This is a genomic window from Streptomyces sp. NBC_00078 (assembly GCF_026343335.1).
In the GTDB taxonomy this organism is placed as follows: Bacteria; Actinomycetota; Actinomycetes; order Streptomycetales; family Streptomycetaceae; genus Streptomyces.
Genome location: NZ_JAPELX010000001.1, coordinates 3,842,841 through 3,861,533 on the forward strand (window position 1 = coordinate 3,842,841; position 18,693 = coordinate 3,861,533).

Sequence of the window (18,693 nt, forward strand, 5' to 3'; positions counted from 1 at the left end):
CCGTTCATCCGCCTTGTCTGCGCGGAAATTGCCGATATGAATCAAGGTAGTAAGGGCCCGGCGATCCGACTCCGGTGGTGTCGTCGAAACCGGTGACGGCCCGAAGCTTGGCTGCCCCCTCGCCGTCTCGTCCCGTCGTCACGACGTAAGTGGTCGTCGGCCCGCTTCCATTACTTTGGTTCATATATCGTTTCACCGCCCAGGCCACCGGCCGATCAGCTCCCAATGGGGCATCGGTTACGTCGTGATAGGCGGAAGTCCCGTAACGGTGATAGATCGCAGGGTTGGCGAATCCAAGGGGCTTTCCGTTTGCCTGCTGAGCCAGTGCCTGAATCCCTGCGAAGAGCGGACACGAGAGGCTGGTTCCGCCCGAGCGGCTTTCGGCATACTTAGCGGTTTTTCCATCCGACGTGGTGACAGTCTCTCCGACGAGCATTCCCGTGACCGGATCAGCATCAAGGGCCACGTCCGGGACGACACGCATGGGCCGGGAGCTTTCCGTGCCGTCGGGAAGGTGTCGGCTAAGCGTGGAAGGGACCACTGTGTGCTGGTACCAGGGTTGCGGATAGAGAACGCTCGTTCCGCCGCCTGTTCCTCCCGACCAGTTCTGTGGATATCTGCCAGGGAGCGGCGCCGAACCGGATGTGGCGTCGTTCTTCAGACGCAGTCTGTACTGTCCCCAACTGGTCTCATATGCATAAGTGTCGTCGGCGTTGAGCATGAGGGAGGTACCGCCGACTGCGGTGATCAAAGGATCTGAGGCCGGGTAGTCGACCTGGAAGCGTTGGGAACCACTGCTCCGTCCGGCGGAGGAGGAAGGGTCCTCGTAGCCGGCGTCCCCTGCGGAGAAGTAGAAGCCGATACCTTCGGCCACGCCTTGCTCGAAGATGCGGTGGGACACGAGCTGGTCCTGCACGGCATAGCCGTCTGTCGGCTGCCCCCAGGAGGCGCTGACGATGTCGCTCAGGTGCAGATCCACGATCTTCAGCAATGCGTCGTTAAACGATGCTGGGGAGCAGTCTCGCGCTCCGAGGTAGACGATGCCGGCGTCCGGAGCCATGGCGTGAACGGCTTCCACATCCTTGGTCTCTTCGCCGTACCAAGTCCGCGGACCGCAGGTTTTTACTTGACTCCATTCAGGGCTGAGTATTTCGCGGTATTGCTGGGGTCGGAGCGGTTCTTGATGTGCTTGCGAGTATCGGGTGAGGTCCGATTTGATCGTCGGTGAAGCGTACGCACCAACCACCGCCACCGTTACTCCCTTACCGGTCAGCTGCGAGGTTGCCGCTCCGTAGGCTGTCCGCAATTCTTGGGGCGTGTAGCCACACGGTGCCCAAGGTAGCTGGCGACCGTTTTGGCCGACAATTTCAGAGTCCACCTTTGCCTTTGGGGAATTGCAAGGCTTGGGCCACCGGTTCCCTTTCGGAGGCGCCATCAGGGAGGTGCCTGGTGAGGAGTCCACCCGGTCGAGGCCTGTGATGGTCAGCACCGACTGCTCGAGCGACGCGGGAATCCTGGGCTGATCTACGGGGGAGATTCCGGACATGAGGCGTCCGGAATATGTGTGGAACGACACCGAGAAGGCCCTCTCGGCGGCATCCACGGGTCCACTGGCCGTCACATAATGATCGGTCTCATTCGTGATCTGCATGCCCGCCGACCTGAGCCAGGAGGTAACGGCGGACGTCTGGGCAGCTGTTGGGCCGAAGCGGTTCTCGAAGTCTGTCGGAGACAGAAAGCGGCGGTAGAGCGGGTCGTGAGGGCTGGAGACGGATCGCTCGTATCGTTCCAGCTCGCTCTGGTGGCGACCCGAAAGCCAGATCCTGGCTTCCACATGCTGATTCTTCCGGGCCGGCCCGCGGTCGTTCGCATGTGCTGCCCAGGCCGGTCGTGCGAAGGTCACCTGCCGGTCCTCCGGCCCCACGCCGGCCAGCCCGCCCGGCCCGAGCACCACCGACGCGACGACAACGGGCAGGGCTACGGCACCAACCAGCCGAGCGGACCTCCACCATTTCTCACGCACGCTCAACCGCCTCCTCGGGACTGACCTCATGACCTCGCCCGAACATCGCCGCGTAAATTCCCCCGCGCTTCATTAGGTCTTCGTGTCTGCCACGCTCGCTGATCTTGCCTCGGTCCAGGACGATGATCTCGTCCGCGTTCTGAGTGGTGGACAGCCGGTGAGCGATCGTGATGACGGTCCGTCCGGCTGAAAGTGTGTCGAGCGCTCGCTGGACGGATCGCTCGGTCTGGGTGTCGAGGGCGCTAGTAGCCTCGTCCAGGATCAGCACCCGGGGATTGCGTAGAAGAGTACGAGCGATCGCGATGCGTTGCCGTTCGCCACCTGACATCCGCAGGCCGCGCTCCCCCACGACCGTGTCGTAGCCCTCCGGCAGGCCAACGACGAGATCGTGGATCTGAGCTGCTTTGGCCGCCTCAACCAGTTCTTTGTCCGTGGCATCTGGCTTGGCAAAGCGGAGGTTCTCCGCCACCGAGGCGTGAAAAAGGTACGTCTCCTGGGCTACGACTCCGATGCTGGAAGCCAACGTGGCCAGACTCAGACTCCGAATGTCCACGCCGTCGAGCAGCACACGGCCGGCTGATACGTCATACAGCCTCGCGGCGAGGTAACCAATGGTCGTCTTCCCGGCGCCAGTTTCTCCGACTATGGCAAGACTTTTTCCCTGCTGTACGGTGAAATCGAGGCCGCTCAACGCCAGTTCGCCACCTGGGTACCCGAAATCTACGTTGTCGAACTGGATACTGCCATGCACCTCCTTCAGGTGCACCGGCTGAACAGGGTCGACGATCGTGGCCGGAAGATCCATATACTCAAAGATGCGCTCGAACAGCGCGAGGGACCCCTGCAAACTGACGCCGATTCCCAGCAACGACAATGCCGGGTTGAACAGGCCCTGCTGGAGCGATACGAAGGCGATGAGCGTACCGAGCGAAATCGCGGAATGTCCGCGAGCAGCTGTCATGCCACTGGACCAGTAGATGAACACCGGCATCATCGCCATAGTTGTCTGGATGGTGGATTGCCTCCAACGGCCGGCCATGTTGGACTCGACCTGCAGATCGCTGAGTGCTTTGGACTCCGCCGCGAAGGCCTCGGTCAGTTCCTTCGAACGCCCCATGGTGCGCGCCAACAGCACGCCGCTGACAGACAGTTGCTCTTCCAGCATGGACGACATCAGTGACATCTGCTGTTGACGCCGACGCGTATAGACCCTGCGTAGCTCCCCCACCCGGCGACTGATCAGAACGCATAGAGGAAGAACCGACAGAGAGAGCAGCGCGAGACGCCAATCCATGATCAGCAGGGCGATGACGCTGGCGACTACTGTGGTGACGCTGGAGACCAGCGAACTTGCGGTGCTTGTGACAGTCGCCTGCATGGACCCGATGTCATTGGCGATCCGCGACTGCACCTCGCCGGTGCGGGTGCGGGTAAAGAACTCCAAGGGTAGTTCCTGAAGGTGGGAGTAGACGGCTGTGCGGAGATCGTGCATCACCCGCTGTCCCACGAAGGTGGAGATAAAGGACTCCACTACCGATATGACGCTCCCCGTGAGGGATGCCAGTGCCATTCCGAGCGACAGTGCGGAGAGTAGCCCCACAAGCCCCTGGGGCAGGGCTACATCAAAGAGCTCCCGCACCATGAGCGGCACCGTCAGGGCGATGAGTGAGGCGCTGCCGATGAGCAGGACGATGACAAGCAACCGTCCCCGGTAGGGACGAAAAAGCCTCAACACTCGCCTCAGCGGGACCTTCTGGGAACTCTGCCCTGCGCCCGCACTTATCAATGCACAATTCTCCGTTCTGACTCTTCAAATTTCTCTTGGGCGAAGTTCCAGATCAGCCGGTTGAATTCGTACCGACCTGGTCCCTTTGCCTTAAGAAGACTCGCTTCGACCAGCCAATCCAGTGCCTCGGCAAGGGTCTCGTCGTCAATTTCGGCACGCGCCCCGAACTCGACGACCTTCGCCGCCTCAGCAAAGGTGAAATCCATCCTTGAAACAGCACCCAGAGCTGTGAAGACCCGAACGGCCGACACGGGGAGCGCATCGTAGGACCAGGACAGGATTCCCCGCATACTGGACTGCGGATCGCCCGGCATCTCGAATATACTGAGCAGGCTGCGCGTACCGACCAATCGTGCCGCCACCTCGGCTATAGAGCTGCTCGGCTGGTTGCGAACACGTTCTGCCAGCACTCGTACGGCCAGCGGTAGGTGGTCACACATGTCGAGCAGGGCAGCCGTCACATCTGGCTCCTGTTGGGTTTTTTCCTTCCCTACGACGGACGCAAAGAGTTCGTAGGATTCCGCCTCGGTTAGAGAACTCATGTGGAACCGGCGGACGCCGTCGCGCACAACCAGGCCTGTCATCGCGTTTCTGCTGGTCGCCAGGACCAGGCACTCCGGGGCTCCGGTGAGAAGCGGACGGACTTGCTCTGGCGTGGCAGCGTTGTCAAGGATGATCAGCAAGCGCCGCTTCGCCAGTGTCGTCTGGTAGAGGGCCGAGCAGTCCTCATAGTTCAGCGGTAGCTTGTGGTCCGGTACGCCCAGCGAACGAAGGAGGCGCCGGAGCACCAGTTCATGCGCGAACGGCCGGTGGGGACCGTGTCCCCTGAGGTCTTCGTAGACGACCCCGTGCGGGAATCGATCCGCCGAGCGATGGGCCCACGTCAGAGCCAGGGCGGTCTTCCCCACCCCTGGCGCCCCGGCAAGAAGGGCTGCCGCGAAATCACCCGGAATCCTGCCCGCCAGCAGCTTGTCCAGACTTCCCATGATGTCAGCGCGGCCCACGAAACTTCTCAGAGGGGGCGGTATATATGTCATTTCCTGCTGCACGGCACCGCGTTCTGTACGATGGTTTCTTGATCTGCCGGCAGACCTTCTCCGTCTTGCGTCCGAGCGAACATAGACGGAACCGATCAGGTCGTTCGCATCCGTCTCGCTCAGCCCCATCGCCGCTGCGATACTCTCCAGAGAATGACGGTACGGACGCTCTGTGGTTCCCCGTTCAATATCTCGAATAGCTCGCACGCTCAGCCCTGCCACGTCGGCCAGACTTTCCTGGGTCATCCCCGTTGCCATTCGTAGAGCTTTAAGCTTTTCTCCAACATTCCCCACGAGATCAAAGTTACATGAGCGTGATCTTTGACATGGTCATGCCCGAGTAAAGTTAGTGGCGTGGCCTGGTCAAGCGACTACACCAGTGCTGCGAGGCGTAACTACTTGCTCAGCTTCGTCAGCTGATCCTCAAGGTCGGACACAAGACCCCGAATCCGCTGTTCTGTGCCAGTGTCCAGTGCTCTCGCAGGAGTTTCGGTCTCGAACGGCTTCTTCCTGCTCGGGTCCTTCGAATAGTACTGCCGAACCTGCGCCGCTTTCTCCTTCTCGGCGCCGATTAGCGTTGTCCCGAAGTGTCGCGCAATCGCTCCGAGTGAGCTGCTGAGGTCTTCACGAATGCGGTCATACGGCATGACCAAGGCGCCTTTCTCTCCCAGCTCGACGCCCTTCGCTGCGGTCGTCAGCCAGGCTGCAAGGCTTACTGCCTGCGGAGTCGGCAGATCGGTGAGGCCGGCTTCACGTATCAGCCTCCGTCCCAGGTCGAACATCTCATGGTTGACGCGTCCCTTGCCGTTCGCCCAGAGCGGAGGGGCCGCTATCTCCGACGCCATCACCTCGACGCAAGGGCGCCAGAGAAACACCTGCGCGGTGTCGGGGAAGCTGTTCGACCAGAGCGGCTCTGCCAGGACGTTCCAGCTCGCGAACTTCCAGATCTGGTACCTCTGCTCCGAGATCGTCGGCGGCAGGCAGCTCCGTTGCAAGGCGCGCACCAACTGCTCGTTCCCGAAGTCGGCCTCTGCCTCCGCCAGGGCTCTGGCTGCCGTAGCGGACAGGAAGGGGGATTCCTTCAGAACCATGAATTGCGGCAGGGACGAGAAAGCATTGGCAACCAGGGTCGATCCACAGCGCCCGGTGTGAAATACCATGCCCTGCACAGGAAGTGACGGTTGATCGCCCAGTAGGTCGCAGATTTCCGTCCATTCGCCGGCCATCGCAAGCGGACGTGGACGTTCACGGAGTCTGCGCTCAATCGTGTCGATCATGAACGGTTCCGCGAACCGCTCCCCCGACATGTCGAGGCATCCTACGGTGGAACTGTTCGTGTCGAAGTCATACATGACCATCGAGCGCCTGTTGAGATGTGGCACGTGCCTCTCCGGAGGATGTGGTGGGGAGCCCGCTCATATCCGGTTTCGCTGCCGGATCTAGCAGGTGAGGAGTCCCTCCCGAAGGAACGTCTGCGCCAGCACCAGGCGTCCCGGAAGGTCGAGGCGCCCCGGGATCTCAGAGGGCCGGAAGCTTGTCCGTTCTTCTGCCACAAGCCACTCGACCTGCTCCGCCACCTGTACGGGCAGTTCGATCGTCTTGTTGTGGAAATGAACCTTCACAGTGGATTCATCCCTCACTACGTGGCAGAGGACGTCCTTCCTTCTGCGCAGAACGCTCTCAGGGGCCAGGTCACGCAGGTCTTCAAGATCCCTGAGGTGTCCCGCGAGGTTCGGCGCGTTCACCGACATCGCCTGGGCCACCACACTGTCGATGATCTGGGTGGGCGACAGCTTCTCCTGCAGGGCCGCCAACAGGCCGCCCAGGGTCTCTGCGGCAGTGCGTTGCAGATCCGCGTCGCGGGCGAAACCAGCGGGGAGTGCACGGCGGAACCGCACGTCCTGGTCGAACAGCTCGACCATGGCGTTCTGGAGAACGGTCGCCCAGTGAGCCTGGTGAACGCCGATGGTGAGGTGGATCGACGCCTCGTCGTTCGACGAAGCCGCATGGACGGCACCGCGAGGAAGGTAGAGGAAGTCACCTGCCCTGAGTGTGAGCTGCTGCTCCGGCGTCTCATCTCCTTCGAACTTCTTCCCGAACTTGGGACGGTCCGCCAGGGGCAGCTCGTAGGGAGCGCCGTACAGACGCCATTGCTTGGAGCCATGGACCTGGGCGATGAGAACGTCATGGGTGTCGTAGTGAGGCTTGAAGCCCTGTGCCTTGCCCGCGGGGGTCAGGTACACATTCACCTGAAAGCCTGCGCTGACCTCGGCACCCAACACCTGTACAAGCTGCCGCAGCGGTTCCCACCGGTCGTCGAGTGCGTTGAGGACGACGGTCGAGCCCTGCCGATAGTGGTCGTAAATGGCCTCCAGGGTGTTCGTACGCCCTAGTGTGCCGCGCTTCGCGATCTCGGATATCGGCGTTTCATGACCGTCGACGACCACTCGGATCGTGTCGAAGCTTGGTCCGGACAGCGTCAGCAACCGGTCGACGTCGTCGAGCGTGAGCAAGTCCGCGTAGTACGCGGGCTCCTGACGTTCTATGTACAGCGGCTTCTGTTCCCAATGCTCATTGATGAAACGCTTTACCTCCACCGGGTGGATCAAACGCTCCAGGTCGAAGTGTGTGTCCAGCGAATCGCGCTCGTGAGCCACGAAATCTTGCCCTTCTGACGTCCAATGCAGTTGCTGTTTCCGGTGTCCCCGCCCGGCTAAGGGGGAGGTAAGCGAGAGGTCGATCGCCTGGCCAATGAAGAAGAATTATTCAGGCGATCGACCTCTGAGTCGGCCGGTGCGCGCCCTCTTCAGGATGAGAATTTCAGCCTGGGTTCGGCGTTCTCAGCGGCCGCTCCATGTGCGGTACTGGCTACCTGTTAAGCGGCCGACCGTGTGCTTACCAGTCGCGGTCGTCCTTGTGGTCCTCGCCCCAGCTGGCGAGCGGGAAGTCCTTGTCACCCTTGTTCGCGTCATTCGGCGTGACGACGCCGGCCGGGTAGGAGATGTTGATGCTTGCAGCGTCAAGCGAGTACTCTTCAGCCATTTTCAGCTCCTTGTAGGTGCCTCGGGTCACGGGTTCTCCGTGATCACTGCCTGAATCATCTTTCGAACAACTGAAGCCCACCAGGCAGTCCGACCGGAAGAGTTCACGGCGCCAACCGGCACAGTTTCCCGGCAGAGGGCTGATGTGGCTCGCCAGTCCGGGGGAGGTGGCTGAACGCGACAAAGGCCCAGACGAAAGTCTGGGCCTTTTTCGAGGCTGCGGTGAAACCACCATCTGCTCAGATGGTGGCTTGAGCTTGATTACGCCTTCGCCGGGGAGTCGGCGTCCACCTCGCCGAAGAACGCTTCGGCGATTTCCCGCGCCCTGCGCTCGTCGGTGATCGGCTCGCCGAGGATTCGTCCGGCCAGGTCGGTGGCCAGCCTGAGCACATCCTCCCGGAGTGCCGCCTCGGCGACGATCCGATCAGCTTCCAGTTGCGCCCTGGCCGATATCACGAGTTCGTCGCGCTTCCGCTGTCCCTCGGCCCGGACCTCCTGAATGAGGAGGCTTCCCTCGTCGGCCGCGGCCTGCCGGATGCGGGCAGCTTCGTGGCGCGCCTCGGAAAGTTCGGCCTGGTATTCGGCGTGGATCTGCTGCGCCTCCGCATAGACAGCTTCGGACCGCTCGATGGTGCCCTCGATAGCGTCCTGCCGGGCCTCAAGCGTCTTAGTGATTCGCGGCACCAAGAATTTGGCGAAAGTGAAGAAGATCGCTGCGAAGCAGATCGCCGCAACGATGAGTTCGTTTACCTTTGGCTCCAAGGGTCCCATAAGGAGATCGTAACAGTGCGGACAGCGCCAACCGTGTGGGGCCCCTGCAACTCACTGAGGGCAACTTTCAGCCATTTCTACTCTTGCCGTTATGCCCGTTTTTGCCTGCCGTTCGCCGCGATGGCCAAGGGAAGGCTCCGGTATCTCATGCCAGCGCCCGAACACGCATGTCAGCAATCAGCCGGCTCCGCCGAGACGGGCCGCTGCTTGGTCCATGCCAGAGCTGCGGAGTCCGGGATATGGACACGGCCTCCAGCCAGTACGAGCCGCACGGCCCGCAAAGCATCCAGGCTAGCCAGAGGATCACCGTCTACGACCAGGATGTCGGCGCGGCACCCTGCGGCGAGGCGGCCGGTCTGATCGCTCAGCCTGAGTGCGGAGGCGGCGTTGACGGTGGCCATGTCGATGATGCGGTGCCTTGAAACGCCCAAGTGCTCGAGGAATTCCAGGCTGGAGGTGAGTCCGCCGAAGAAAGCTCGTGGAATGCCAGCATCGGTCCCCGCCACGAGCTGGACCCCGCTCTCTGCCATCCGGCGCGTGGGCGCGAACAGCTCTGCGGCCTTTTCGGGACCGACCCGGTCGGCGAAGGCCCGCCAATTCGGGTGGTTGGCAAGGCAGACGTGAATCTGCTTGGCGATGATCTGCGCGAGGAGGTCCTCGCGGAGATCGGAAGTACCGTCTTCGGTCATCCAGCTGCAGTGCTCGATCGTGTCCACCCCTGCGGTGATCGCGGCGGCAATGCCCTGCACGCCGTGCGCGTGGGCGGCCACTGGCAGACCGAACCGGTGTGCTTCCTCCACCACGACGGCGAGTTCTTCGGTGGTGAACTGGGGCTGCCAGATTGAAGGGCCGCCGCGGGTCAGGCCTCCGCCTGTCGCCATCACTTTGATGACGTCTGCGCCTTCCTCGGCGTTTTGGCGCACCTTGTGCCGGATCTCTTTCTCGCCCTTGACCTCGCCGCCGAGGAACCAGCAGTGCCCCTTGGGGGTTGTCAGCGGCGCGGTGGCGGCGAGAATCCGCGGCCCAGCCACGGTGCCTTCGCCGATGGCATCCCGGAGTCGGACGGACAGGCCGCCACGGTCACCCAGGTCACGGGCGGTGGTGATGCCGGCGTCGAGCAGTTGCTGGGCTCGGCCTGCCATGCCCAGGAGAAGCGTTGCATCGTCGCTGTCGGTCAGCGTGGTGACCGGGTCCGGTCCGGCGTCGAAAGCCAGGTGGACGTGGCAGTCGATCAGCCCGGGCAGCACGGTGGCATCGGGAAACTCCATCACCTGGCAGCCCGGTTCTGCGTGAGCGAGCACGTCGTTGCGTGCCCCTGCCGCCACGACGGTGTCACCTGAGACCAGGACGGCGCCGTCGTCGATGTGCGTGCTGCTGGGACCGAGCAGTATGCGTCCTGCGGTGATGAGCAACTGGTTCACGACGTCTCGCTTCCTCTGGTGTGTTTGGCCTCGGCGAGGACGCGTCGCCGTCTCACCGCATCCGACAGCTGGGCCAACTGCCGCACATCGTCTTCCAGACTTTGCGTCGGCGGCATCGCGACGGCGACAGCCTGGGCGGGCGCTGCTTGTGGCTGATCGCTGTGCAGCGCGGCGTAGAGCCGGTCAGCCATCTCGTCGGCCCACCCCGGCTGGTCCTCCGCCGGGCCAGCGGCTGGCGCCAGGTGGGGGCTGATCCGGACAAGGCCGTCACGGCACTCGATGACTCTGCGGTAATAGCGCCGGTGCAGGCCGAGCGGGAGCAGGCGGTCGCGCCGCGGTGTGGTCGGCGTCCGGTAGAGGGAGTGCTCTGGGTACGCCTCATTGAGCATCTGCCACAGCGGTCCCAGTCGGTGATACATGCGGCGGTGCTGGCGGCGTACCCGCGCTGCCGCCAGCCGGGTGGCGGCTCCGGGGTAGCTGACTCCGATGAGGAACAGCGGGACCGCCAGCGCGATGATCACGCTGGAGGCCCAGGTGACCGCCTGGGGCACGGTGCCCCCTTGCCAGCGAACCACGGTCAGCACCGTACGGATCGTGCAGGACCCGGCCATGGCGCCGATACCCACTGCCGCCAGCCAGAGGCCCGTTGCCAGCGGCCGCTGTGAGGCACGGGCGTAGGAACAGGTCCACCGCAGGGCCATGGACAGGGCGTAGACGAGATACACATCCGCGACGAGGTAGAAAGTCACCAGAGCCGGATCGCGCAGGTCGGATCCCCGGAAGTTCGCGCCGTGGTCGTCAACGCCTGCCGCGACGGTCGCCGTGATGAGGCCGATAGCGGCGAGAGCCAGCAGGAGTGCCTCCCGGCGGGCGCGTCTGTTGCCCTCAGCCGCATCAGTGGCGGCCGAGTACAGGTAGAAGCACATCAGCCAGAACACCATGCTGAGCACGAACAGGTTCTGGACCAGCCGAGGGGCGCCCGGCCCGCCCGCAGAAGCGATCCAGCCGGCGAAGGGCTGTCTGGCCAGTACAAAGGAGCAGGCGGCACTGATCAGGCACAGAGTGACCGCGCGCAAGGCCGCGTCACGGGGGGCCTTGGCCAACTGAAATATCTTCCATCCCAGCGCTGCGACGAACGCCAGGATCATGGCCAACATGATGACGGAGACGATCACAGCCATCCCTGCCTGTCGCCGAGCGCCGTCTGGACTCGCCTCACTGACGCGTCCGTTGGCTGCGGTGGTGCGACCCTGTTCAGTACCGAGGCCCACTCCAGGATGATGGTGGCGACGAGCTCCGCCTCTCGCTCATGCTCCTGGTCATAGGACGTGCGCCCCAGTGCCCGGCGGATCGTTTCGGGCGCGATGTCGGGCATCATCAGGGCCCACAGCTCCTCGTCGCCGTCATCGCCGTCGTGATCGGCCAGGATGTGGCCCACCTCGTGCAAGATGATGTGGTCCTGGTGAGCTTTCGTCGTCTCGCTCTGGTAAACGATGAAGTCGCTGGCACCCGTGGCAATCCAGACCCCGAAGGGGCCCGGCACGGGCAGGGCGTAAGGCACCACTTGAATCGGCCGACCTCGGCGCTCGCCCAGTGCACGGCACAGGACCTCCACCTGCAGAGGCGGTTGAACGTCCAGGGCTTGGAGTTCCCGTTTGCAGCGGCACCGAAGCTCTCGCTCCTTCAACCGTTCCCCCTAGAACAAGGTTGTTGAACTTCCTTCGTGCGACGACGGCTCATGCTGTAAGGGGGCATCCGTGCTGGTTGGCCACCACAGTCCGAATCGCACCACACCTGGTCAGGACATGACACGACTCGATCACAAACCGTCTGCGACGTAACACTAGCGAAGGATTGACGACGGGTGGCAAAACCCCCGTCAGAGGGCTGCGGGCCAGCGACTGCAGCCGACTGCCCGTGAACTGCGGCCCGGCTCGAGACGGCCGGTGCGCCTCAGCGATCGTGCTGCGGGTGGGCGGACGCGAGGTCAGGCATCGCCGCTCTGCGAGTGCGGGTCCTCTTGCAGTCCTTCCAGCTTCCGCAGGTGACTCACGACCCCGGCCAGCGTCTGGCGGCTCGAATCGGAAAGGCCATGTGCCCGAAGCGCGATGTTGCGCACATCGCTCTCCTTCAGCGCCTGCAGCAAGGCGAGTTGCTCGTCGATGCGCTGCGTCTGCTCGTCGTCGAGGAAGTAGGCAGGGCTGACACCGAAGTACCGGGCCAGAGCCTCGAGGTGCTTCATGGTCGGGTTGGTCTTCCTGCCGGTACGCAGCTGCCAGATATAGGCGCCGCTGATCGCCCGTTCCCCCGCGGCGATGTTGATGGCAGCGGCGACGTCTTCGTGAGACGGCGCCTTCTGGTCTTTCGGTGTCGCAGTTTCGAACAAATGATCGAGCTTTTGGGCGAGCGTGCGGCTCGCCTGGCCGCTGGCACCATACTCGGTCGCGCTGCTCATCCCCCGACTCCTTGCCAGTTCATGGACTCCCAGCCCTGAGTGTACTGAAGGATCCTCAACTGTTGCTCAGCCGCGGAAAGTTTACTGGTCATCAAGTGGATCTCATGTCTAGTATCAACCGCAGTCATGAACTGACGTTAATGGGGGAGTGATGGCAGCACCCGCCCGTCCCGCGGGACACCAGCCGAAAGCGGCATCGACCAGACCCTTCCCACCTCGACTGACCAGCGAGGAACAGCAGGCCACTCCCCTGCCTCCGCGGACCGGACACAGCACCAAACACACCCCCCACGCAGTAGGTGCAGCGCAATGACCTCACACGTTCCCGACGACCCGACAGCCCTCGACCACACGCTCGAGGTATCTCTCGGCCGACGTGCCCCCTTCGCTCAGGTCGGCGACTGGGTCCTCCTCTCCGGCGCAGACTCCGACGCCCGAACCCTGTACTGGGCACTGTCTGCCCACCTCAACACCTCGCGAGACGACAACGAGGTCTGGCCGGGCCTGCTCACCCTCGCCCGCATCCTGGGACTGAAGAAGCCCGAAAACGTCTCCAAATACATGCTGCAACTGGAAGTGATCGGAGCCGTCGAGGTCATCCGCTCCACCACCGGCCTGGTGCGCCGCAACCGCTACATCGTGCACCAGACCCCACCCGTCGGCTACTGCGGACCCCGCTCCATGGCCGACTGGTACGCCCTCAACCGAGCCGTCCCCGAAGAGATCCCCAAAGAGCGCGACGCCCGCGAAGAGGCCTTCGACGCCTGGCTCGCCGCCGCCCGCCAGACGATCAAGGAATGCTGCCAGCAGACTGCGCAAGCGCGAGCCCTGGCACGCAAGAGCCGCTCTCCTCTGCCGCCGGCCGTCCCCTTCCTGGGGCTGAACTCCCGTACCCCCACGACAGGGGGCACGCGGCGAGCTGGGAATTCCGCGAAATTAGCAGACCAGACCGTACCCCTCCCCCGGGGGATACGTACCCCCACAGCAAAGCGCTTCGCACCCCCCGGGGGAGGGGTTGAAGTAGACCAAGAAGAACAACACCAAGAATCCGCGCCTGCGGCGCGAAGCGTCGCTTCCGGCCGAAGGCCTCATACAGCAAGTAGTAGAAAGACTCGTCACAACGACACCGGCAACGGACGACTTGAACTGTCGGCACCGAGGCAGGGACAACCACCCCGAAGCGAGGTCCGGCAACGCATGACCCAGGCCCAAGCCCAGGCCGTCGAGGCCGTCGAGGCCGGGCTTCCAGAGGAACTGCGCGCCTTGCTTCCCCCGTTCCGCCCTGCCACCCTGCGGGATGCCATCCTGCGTGAGCACCAGCACCGCACCGTTGAAGAACTGATCGCACGGGCCGACCGCCGCTGGTACGCCTGGGGCTTCGCCTCAACCTCCGATATCTCCACCGGCGGAGCAGAACTGACCCACCCCGTGGGCGCCGCTATACGGCTCATAGCCTCCCACCGATGTCCCATCAGCAAGTGCGGCCGCGAATGCCCTGACCCACGGTGCGAAGACGGTGTCATCAGCGACACCAGTCAGTCATGCCCCCGATGCGCCGAACACCGGAGCGATCACCGCAACGGAGACGCCCTCCAACCTGGTGCTGCCATTCGCGAGAGCAAGAGGCAGCGACGGCCTGAATGCCGCACACTCAATGCTTCTGGGGTGCCCCGAGGTTTCCGGACAGGGACCCAATAGGGTTGTCCTGAACAGGAAACGAGGAAGAAGTGGCGCCACCCAGTAAGTACTCGCCGGAGTTCCGCGAGGAAGCCGTCCGGATCGCGTTGAGGTCGAGCAAGACGATCTCCGAAGTTGCCCGGGAGCTTGAGCTGAACCCGGAGACGCTGCGCGGCTGGGTGAAGAAGTACGAGAAGCAGCAGGAACCGGCTCCCGATGCGGAACTGACGGTGAACGAGCGGGCGCGCCTCAAGGAACTCGAGCGACGCAACCGCGAGCTGGAGATGGAAGTCACCTTCCTGAAAAAAAGGTGTGCCACGAACGCGGGAGGCTGGTTGCGGTAGTTGAGTAGCTGAACGCGGTGCTGCACGAGAGATGAAGGACTTTCGACCCTTCGGAGTCGCCCTGCGGGGGGAGGCTTCAAACCGCCACATGCTGCGGAAGCGGTGACGCGACCGTGGTGAGCGACTGTGGAAAAGGCGTCCGTGAGACGTCAGGTGGGGATCAGGGAGACGGAGCGCAGTCCCCTTGCAGGGGATCGCTGTTGACGCGTCGTTATTGATGAAATGGCACCAGAACCGGGTGTTACTTTTTGGCCCGGGATGAGTCTGGCGGAAACCCGTTTACTGGCCAGGTGGTGCCCGGCGTGGAGGCGACGTGAATCTGGTCTGCTGCTTTCGTGCGGAACGTGGGAAGACACACTTCGATGCCTCAACACTGCGTTTTTTCACGCGGTGTTGTGAAAGGGAGCCTTCCAAGCGGACAACCCGTGAGGAACTGAGTACCGATGCGAAGTGTGTTGGCGGACCGGTTCGTAGTAGCGGTGAACCTCCTGCTGGGCGCGGTGGGAGCGGAGCGAAGGGGCCGGATTGTCCGTGGTTCGTTTGTTCGGTCAACCAGGAATTCCCTGGGAGGAGCTGCGTGGGCGAGCTGAAGTCACAGATCAAGTCGTTCGAGATATCAAAGACGGAGGTCTGGGAGGCATACCTGAAGGTCAAGGCCAATCAGGGTGCTCCGGGGGTGGACGGCTGCACGATCGAGGAGTTCGCGAAGGATCTGAAGAGGAACCTCTATAAGATCTGGAATCGAATGTCCTCGGGAAGCTACTTTCCCCCTCCGGTGAAAGGCGTGGAAATCCCGAAGTCGCATGGCGACGGGGTTCGTTTGCTCGGTGTGCCCACGGTCGCGGACAGAATCGCCCAGACGGTGGTGGCCGCTCATCTGGAGAAGCGGGTGGAGCCAGTGTTCCACCCGGACTCCTACGGCTACCGGCCGGGCAGGTCGGCTCTGAACGCGGTTGAGGCATGCCGGCGGCGGTGCTGGAAGAAGAAGTGGGCCGTCGATCTCGATGTCTCCAAATTCTTCGACAGCGTTCGCTGGGACCTCGTCATCAAGGCGGTGGAGACCCATACCGATGCCGCGTGGGTCGTGTTGTATGTGAAGCGCTGGCTTGCCACTCCACTGCAACTGCCCGACGGCACCTTTCGGCAGCGGGATCGCGGAACCCCACAGGGATCGGCGGTTTCTCCCGTGTTGGCGAATCTGTTCCTGCACTATGCGTTCGACCTGTGGCTCACCCGGAACTTTCCGGACGTCCAGTTCGAACGCTATGCGGATGACGCGGTCGTGCACTGCGACTCCGAGCGCCGGGCCCGTGTGGTCCTGAAGGCGATCGGGAACAGGATGGAAGAGGTCGGCCTGCAACTACACCCGGCCAAGACCCGGATCGTGTACTGCGGAAGAGACGGGCGCCACGACGGTTTCGTGGCAACATCGTTCACCTTCCTCGGTTTCACGTTCCAGCGTCGTCCAGCGCGAGACCGGAACGGAAAGATCTTCACTTCATTCCTTCCGGCGCCCAGCAAGGAAGCCCTCAAGAAGATGAGCACGGAGGTCCGCTCCTGGCGGCTCCACATGCACATCGGCTACACCCTCGGCGAGTTCGCGCGATGGCTCAACCCCATCATCCGCGGCTGGATGCAGTACTACGGTGCCTTCTACCGCACCGAGCTGTATCCCCTCCTCAAGCGCATCAACTACTACCTGATGCGCTGGGTCCGCAAGAAATACTGGCGACTGAAGACCTTCAAGAATTTCCACCGGCGATGGAAGCAGGTCACCACCGCGTACCCGCTCTTCTTCGCCCACTGGAAATGGGTCCACTCGATCTGGTGATCAGGACGATAGGAGCCCGGTGACGGGAGACTGTCACGCCGGGATCTGTGGGAGCCCGGGGGTGAAATTCCCCCGGGCCACCCGACCCGCAGCGTACTTCGCGAAGGATCCTCGGTAGCAAGCAAGTACGAGTTCATCGACGTGATGCGGCTCGACACCGAGGAGTACGCATACAGCGTCGAGTTTATGTGCGGCCGACTCGGCGTCTCCAGATCCGGCTACTACGACTGGAGATCCCGCCCGGAATCCGCGACGGCCCAGCGCCGTGACGAACTGAAACTGCTCATCGAGAAAGCCTTCGACATGTCCGACGGCACCTATGGCCATCGGCGCATCCAGGCCCAGCTGCATCGCTGGGGCGTCACCGCGGGCCTGGAGTTGGTCCGCCGGCTCATGCGCGAGCTGGGCCTTGAGCCCTGCCAGCCGCGGCCGAAGAGGTTCAGCCTCACCCAGGCCGCGGCCGGTCAGGTGCCGGACCTCGTCGGCCGCGACTTCACCGCTGACGCACCCGGCGAAAAGCTTGTCGGCGACATCACTTACATCGCGACCGGGGAAGGCTGGATGTACCTCGCAACGGTCATCGACTGCTGCACGAAGGAAGTCATTGGATACTCGATGGACGACCATTACAAAACCCCACTGATATCCAGGGCGATCCGCAACGCGGCACGGAACACGAGCCTCTCGGCTGGTGCGATATTTCACTCAGACCGCGGAAGTAACTACATGTCAGCCGAATTCGGGAAGACGCTCGACCGGTTCGGGCTCCGCAGATCTTCCGGCCGCACCGGGATCTGTTTCGACAACGCCATGGCCGAATCATTCTTCGGCGCCCTCAAGAACGAGCGCGTATCAAGGGTGACTTACCTGACCCGCGAGGCCGCCCGGCAGGACATCACTCGATACATCGAATTCTGGTACAACCGCAAAACGCCTCCACTCGGCAGTGGGTTACCGCCCTCCGCGCGAAGTCCACGCCGAGTACGAGAAGTTGCGAATCGCTGCGTGAAAACGACGGTCAGACGCCTGTCCGGAAACTTCGTGGCCCCTCAGGTCTGCCTGCAGCCACGTTGACGGACACCATGTGTGGTCACAAACGAGTGGGGATGTGCTTCCACGCGTCATTGCACTGCCGACGCCGGAACAAGGTCATACCCCCGGCCCCACGGTCCGTACCGATCGGGCACGCCGCGCCATAGTGCACCGTCCGGATCCGCCAAGGTATTCCGTCGATCAACTGTCGCCGGGACCAGGTCTCCTGGCATCCCCGCTTCTTGCCCTCGGCAACAACCGCTCCGGCCTGCGCGCATCGCAAGAAGCCCCGGCCTCCCGGAACAAGCGACGACGTGCCGTGCCAGACGCCGGCGAGACAGCGCCCAGTGGCTCCACAAGCTGACGCATGGAGCAGAACGGTCCAATCGCCCTTGACCTCTGCCCCCAGAACGCCCACCAATCATTCGCTACAGGCCACAGAAGCTGCAGCTCAGAGGCGCTCCGGCTCGCCGCCCCGCTCTCCTGCCTCCATACAGACGACAGTCGCTGGCGCGCATCCGCTAGGCTGTCCCTGGTCGGCCGTTGGTACGTCGCGTTGTCTGCTCAGGTGACTGTGCGGAGAGCGTCGCACTACGTCTGACCAGCGGGCTTGTGCTCCTCGTCGAAGATCCACGCCCTGGGTTTTCAACAAGGTTTTCTACAAGCCCCCGCCTTCGTAGCTCAGGGGATAGAGCACCGCTCTCCTAAAGCGGGTGTCGCAGGTTCGAATCCTGCCGGGGGCACAGCAAAACGCCTGGTCAGAGGCCCTTCCGTCCAACGGACGGGAGGGCCTTCGTACTCGCAGCACACATATGGCACACGTGGGTGCTGCGGGCAGAGGTGGGGAGCTGTGCGAGATGCCCGCGAACGACGAGCTGGCCCGGCGCCGGCACGAGAAGCTGGTCGACCGCTTGGAGGGCCTGATGCGGGCGTCACTGAAGCCTCGCTACCGGGGCTACCACGGGCAGCTGATCCTGAGCAGCGGCGATCTTGAGGAGATGGGCGAGCTGAAGGACGTCCGTCGTGCTGCACGCGAGGCGGGCCGCCGCCTCGGCTGGCACCCGAAGACCCATGTCGTCGACGCAAGACTCTTCGTGTATGACGACCGCGAGGTCCCCAGGGAGATCAGCGAGCTGGCCGCGAGGGATGCTGCTGACGCCGTCGACGCAGCAATCCGAAGAGGCGAGTAGGAGCAAGTACGGTCGGCCGTCGCCGCCCCACCTTTGCCGAAGGGCCTGCGCAGCAGGCCGGAAATCTGTCGAGCCCGACACTGTG

At 63.1% G+C, this 18,693-nt stretch carries 16 protein-coding genes and 1 tRNA gene; 6 read left to right on the plus strand and 11 right to left on the minus strand.

Annotated features, from left to right (window positions below; all coding sequences use genetic code 11):
* Positions 1-4: 4 nt before the first annotated feature.
* The 11 genes from OOK07_RS17840 to OOK07_RS17890 all read right to left on the minus strand — a co-directional run bounded on the left by OOK07_RS17840 (position 5) and on the right by OOK07_RS17890 (position 12,534).
* Positions 5-2,023: a S53 family peptidase gene (locus tag OOK07_RS17840; RefSeq protein ID WP_266797357.1), complete on the minus strand. Its 2,019-nt coding sequence runs from the start codon at positions 2,021-2,023 to the stop codon at positions 5-7.
* Positions 2,016-3,809 (minus strand): ABC transporter ATP-binding protein, encoded by a 1,794-nt coding sequence (locus OOK07_RS17845; protein ID WP_266681433.1) that lies wholly within the window; start codon positions 3,807-3,809, stop codon positions 2,016-2,018. The genes OOK07_RS17840 and OOK07_RS17845 overlap by 8 nt, the downstream gene beginning before the upstream one ends.
* On the minus strand, positions 3,806-5,140 hold the full coding sequence (locus OOK07_RS17850) for a helix-turn-helix domain-containing protein (protein ID WP_266681435.1): 1,335 nt from the start codon (positions 5,138-5,140) through the stop codon (positions 3,806-3,808). Before OOK07_RS17850 ends, OOK07_RS17845 begins: the two co-directional genes overlap by 4 nt.
* A 101-nt stretch (positions 5,141-5,241) precedes the next feature.
* Positions 5,242-6,198, minus strand: coding sequence for a hypothetical protein (locus OOK07_RS17855; RefSeq protein WP_266797359.1), 957 nt, complete (start codon positions 6,196-6,198; stop codon positions 5,242-5,244).
* 87 nt (positions 6,199-6,285) lie between these two features.
* Positions 6,286-7,503, minus strand: a complete 1,218-nt coding sequence (locus OOK07_RS17860) for a cupin domain-containing protein (protein ID WP_266797360.1) — start codon at positions 7,501-7,503, stop codon at positions 6,286-6,288.
* A 238-nt stretch (positions 7,504-7,741) separates the two neighbouring features.
* Positions 7,742-7,888 (minus strand): hypothetical protein, encoded by a 147-nt coding sequence (locus tag OOK07_RS17865; RefSeq protein ID WP_266681441.1) that lies wholly within the window; start codon positions 7,886-7,888, stop codon positions 7,742-7,744.
* 260 nt (positions 7,889-8,148) lie between these two features.
* Positions 8,149-8,658 carry a F0F1 ATP synthase subunit B gene (atpF, locus tag OOK07_RS17870; protein ID WP_266797362.1) on the minus strand — a complete coding sequence of 170 codons (510 nt, stop codon included), beginning with the start codon at positions 8,656-8,658 and terminating at the stop codon, positions 8,149-8,151.
* A gap of 170 nt (positions 8,659-8,828) precedes the next feature.
* The gene (locus OOK07_RS17875; protein ID WP_323182966.1) at positions 8,829-10,079 is read right to left on the minus strand and encodes an amidohydrolase family protein; all 1,251 of its coding nucleotides are present in this window, start codon (positions 10,077-10,079) and stop codon (positions 8,829-8,831) included.
* The gene (locus tag OOK07_RS17880) at positions 10,076-11,260 is read right to left on the minus strand and encodes an MAB_1171c family putative transporter (RefSeq protein WP_266797364.1); all 1,185 of its coding nucleotides are present in this window, start codon (positions 11,258-11,260) and stop codon (positions 10,076-10,078) included. Before OOK07_RS17880 ends, OOK07_RS17875 begins: the two co-directional genes overlap by 4 nt.
* Positions 11,251-11,640: an ImmA/IrrE family metallo-endopeptidase gene (locus OOK07_RS17885; RefSeq protein WP_266681447.1), complete on the minus strand. Its 390-nt coding sequence runs from the start codon at positions 11,638-11,640 to the stop codon at positions 11,251-11,253. Before OOK07_RS17885 ends, OOK07_RS17880 begins: the two co-directional genes overlap by 10 nt.
* A 426-nt stretch (positions 11,641-12,066) precedes the next feature.
* A complete protein-coding gene (locus OOK07_RS17890) occupies positions 12,067-12,534 on the minus strand; it encodes a helix-turn-helix domain-containing protein (RefSeq protein ID WP_266681449.1) in 468 nt (155 codons plus the stop codon).
* A 309-nt stretch (positions 12,535-12,843) separates the two neighbouring features.
* Here OOK07_RS17890 and OOK07_RS17895 point away from each other — a divergent pair, with 309 nt between their 5' ends.
* The 6 genes from OOK07_RS17895 (at position 12,844) to OOK07_RS17920 (ending at position 18,608) form a co-directional block, all read left to right on the plus strand.
* Positions 12,844-14,232: a hypothetical protein gene (locus tag OOK07_RS17895; RefSeq protein ID WP_266797365.1), complete on the plus strand. Its 1,389-nt coding sequence runs from the start codon at positions 12,844-12,846 to the stop codon at positions 14,230-14,232.
* 29 nt (positions 14,233-14,261) lie between these two features.
* Entirely contained in the window at positions 14,262-14,555 is a 294-nt protein-coding gene (locus tag OOK07_RS17900; RefSeq protein ID WP_266797367.1) for a transposase, read from the plus strand.
* Positions 14,556-15,132: 577 nt separating this feature from the next.
* Positions 15,133-16,386 carry a group II intron reverse transcriptase/maturase gene (gene ltrA / locus OOK07_RS17905; protein ID WP_266797368.1) on the plus strand — a complete coding sequence of 418 codons (1,254 nt, stop codon included), beginning with the start codon at positions 15,133-15,135 and terminating at the stop codon, positions 16,384-16,386.
* A 66-nt stretch (positions 16,387-16,452) separates the two neighbouring features.
* Positions 16,453-17,460 (plus strand): IS3 family transposase, encoded by a 1,008-nt coding sequence (locus tag OOK07_RS17910; protein WP_266801972.1) that lies wholly within the window; start codon positions 16,453-16,455, stop codon positions 17,458-17,460.
* A gap of 628 nt (positions 17,461-18,088) precedes the next feature.
* Positions 18,089-18,161: transfer RNA gene (locus OOK07_RS17915), tRNA-Arg, on the plus strand.
* Positions 18,162-18,275: 114 nt separating this feature from the next.
* Entirely contained in the window at positions 18,276-18,608 is a 333-nt protein-coding gene (locus OOK07_RS17920) for a hypothetical protein (RefSeq protein ID WP_266797370.1), read from the plus strand.
* Positions 18,609-18,693 lie beyond the last annotated feature (85 nt).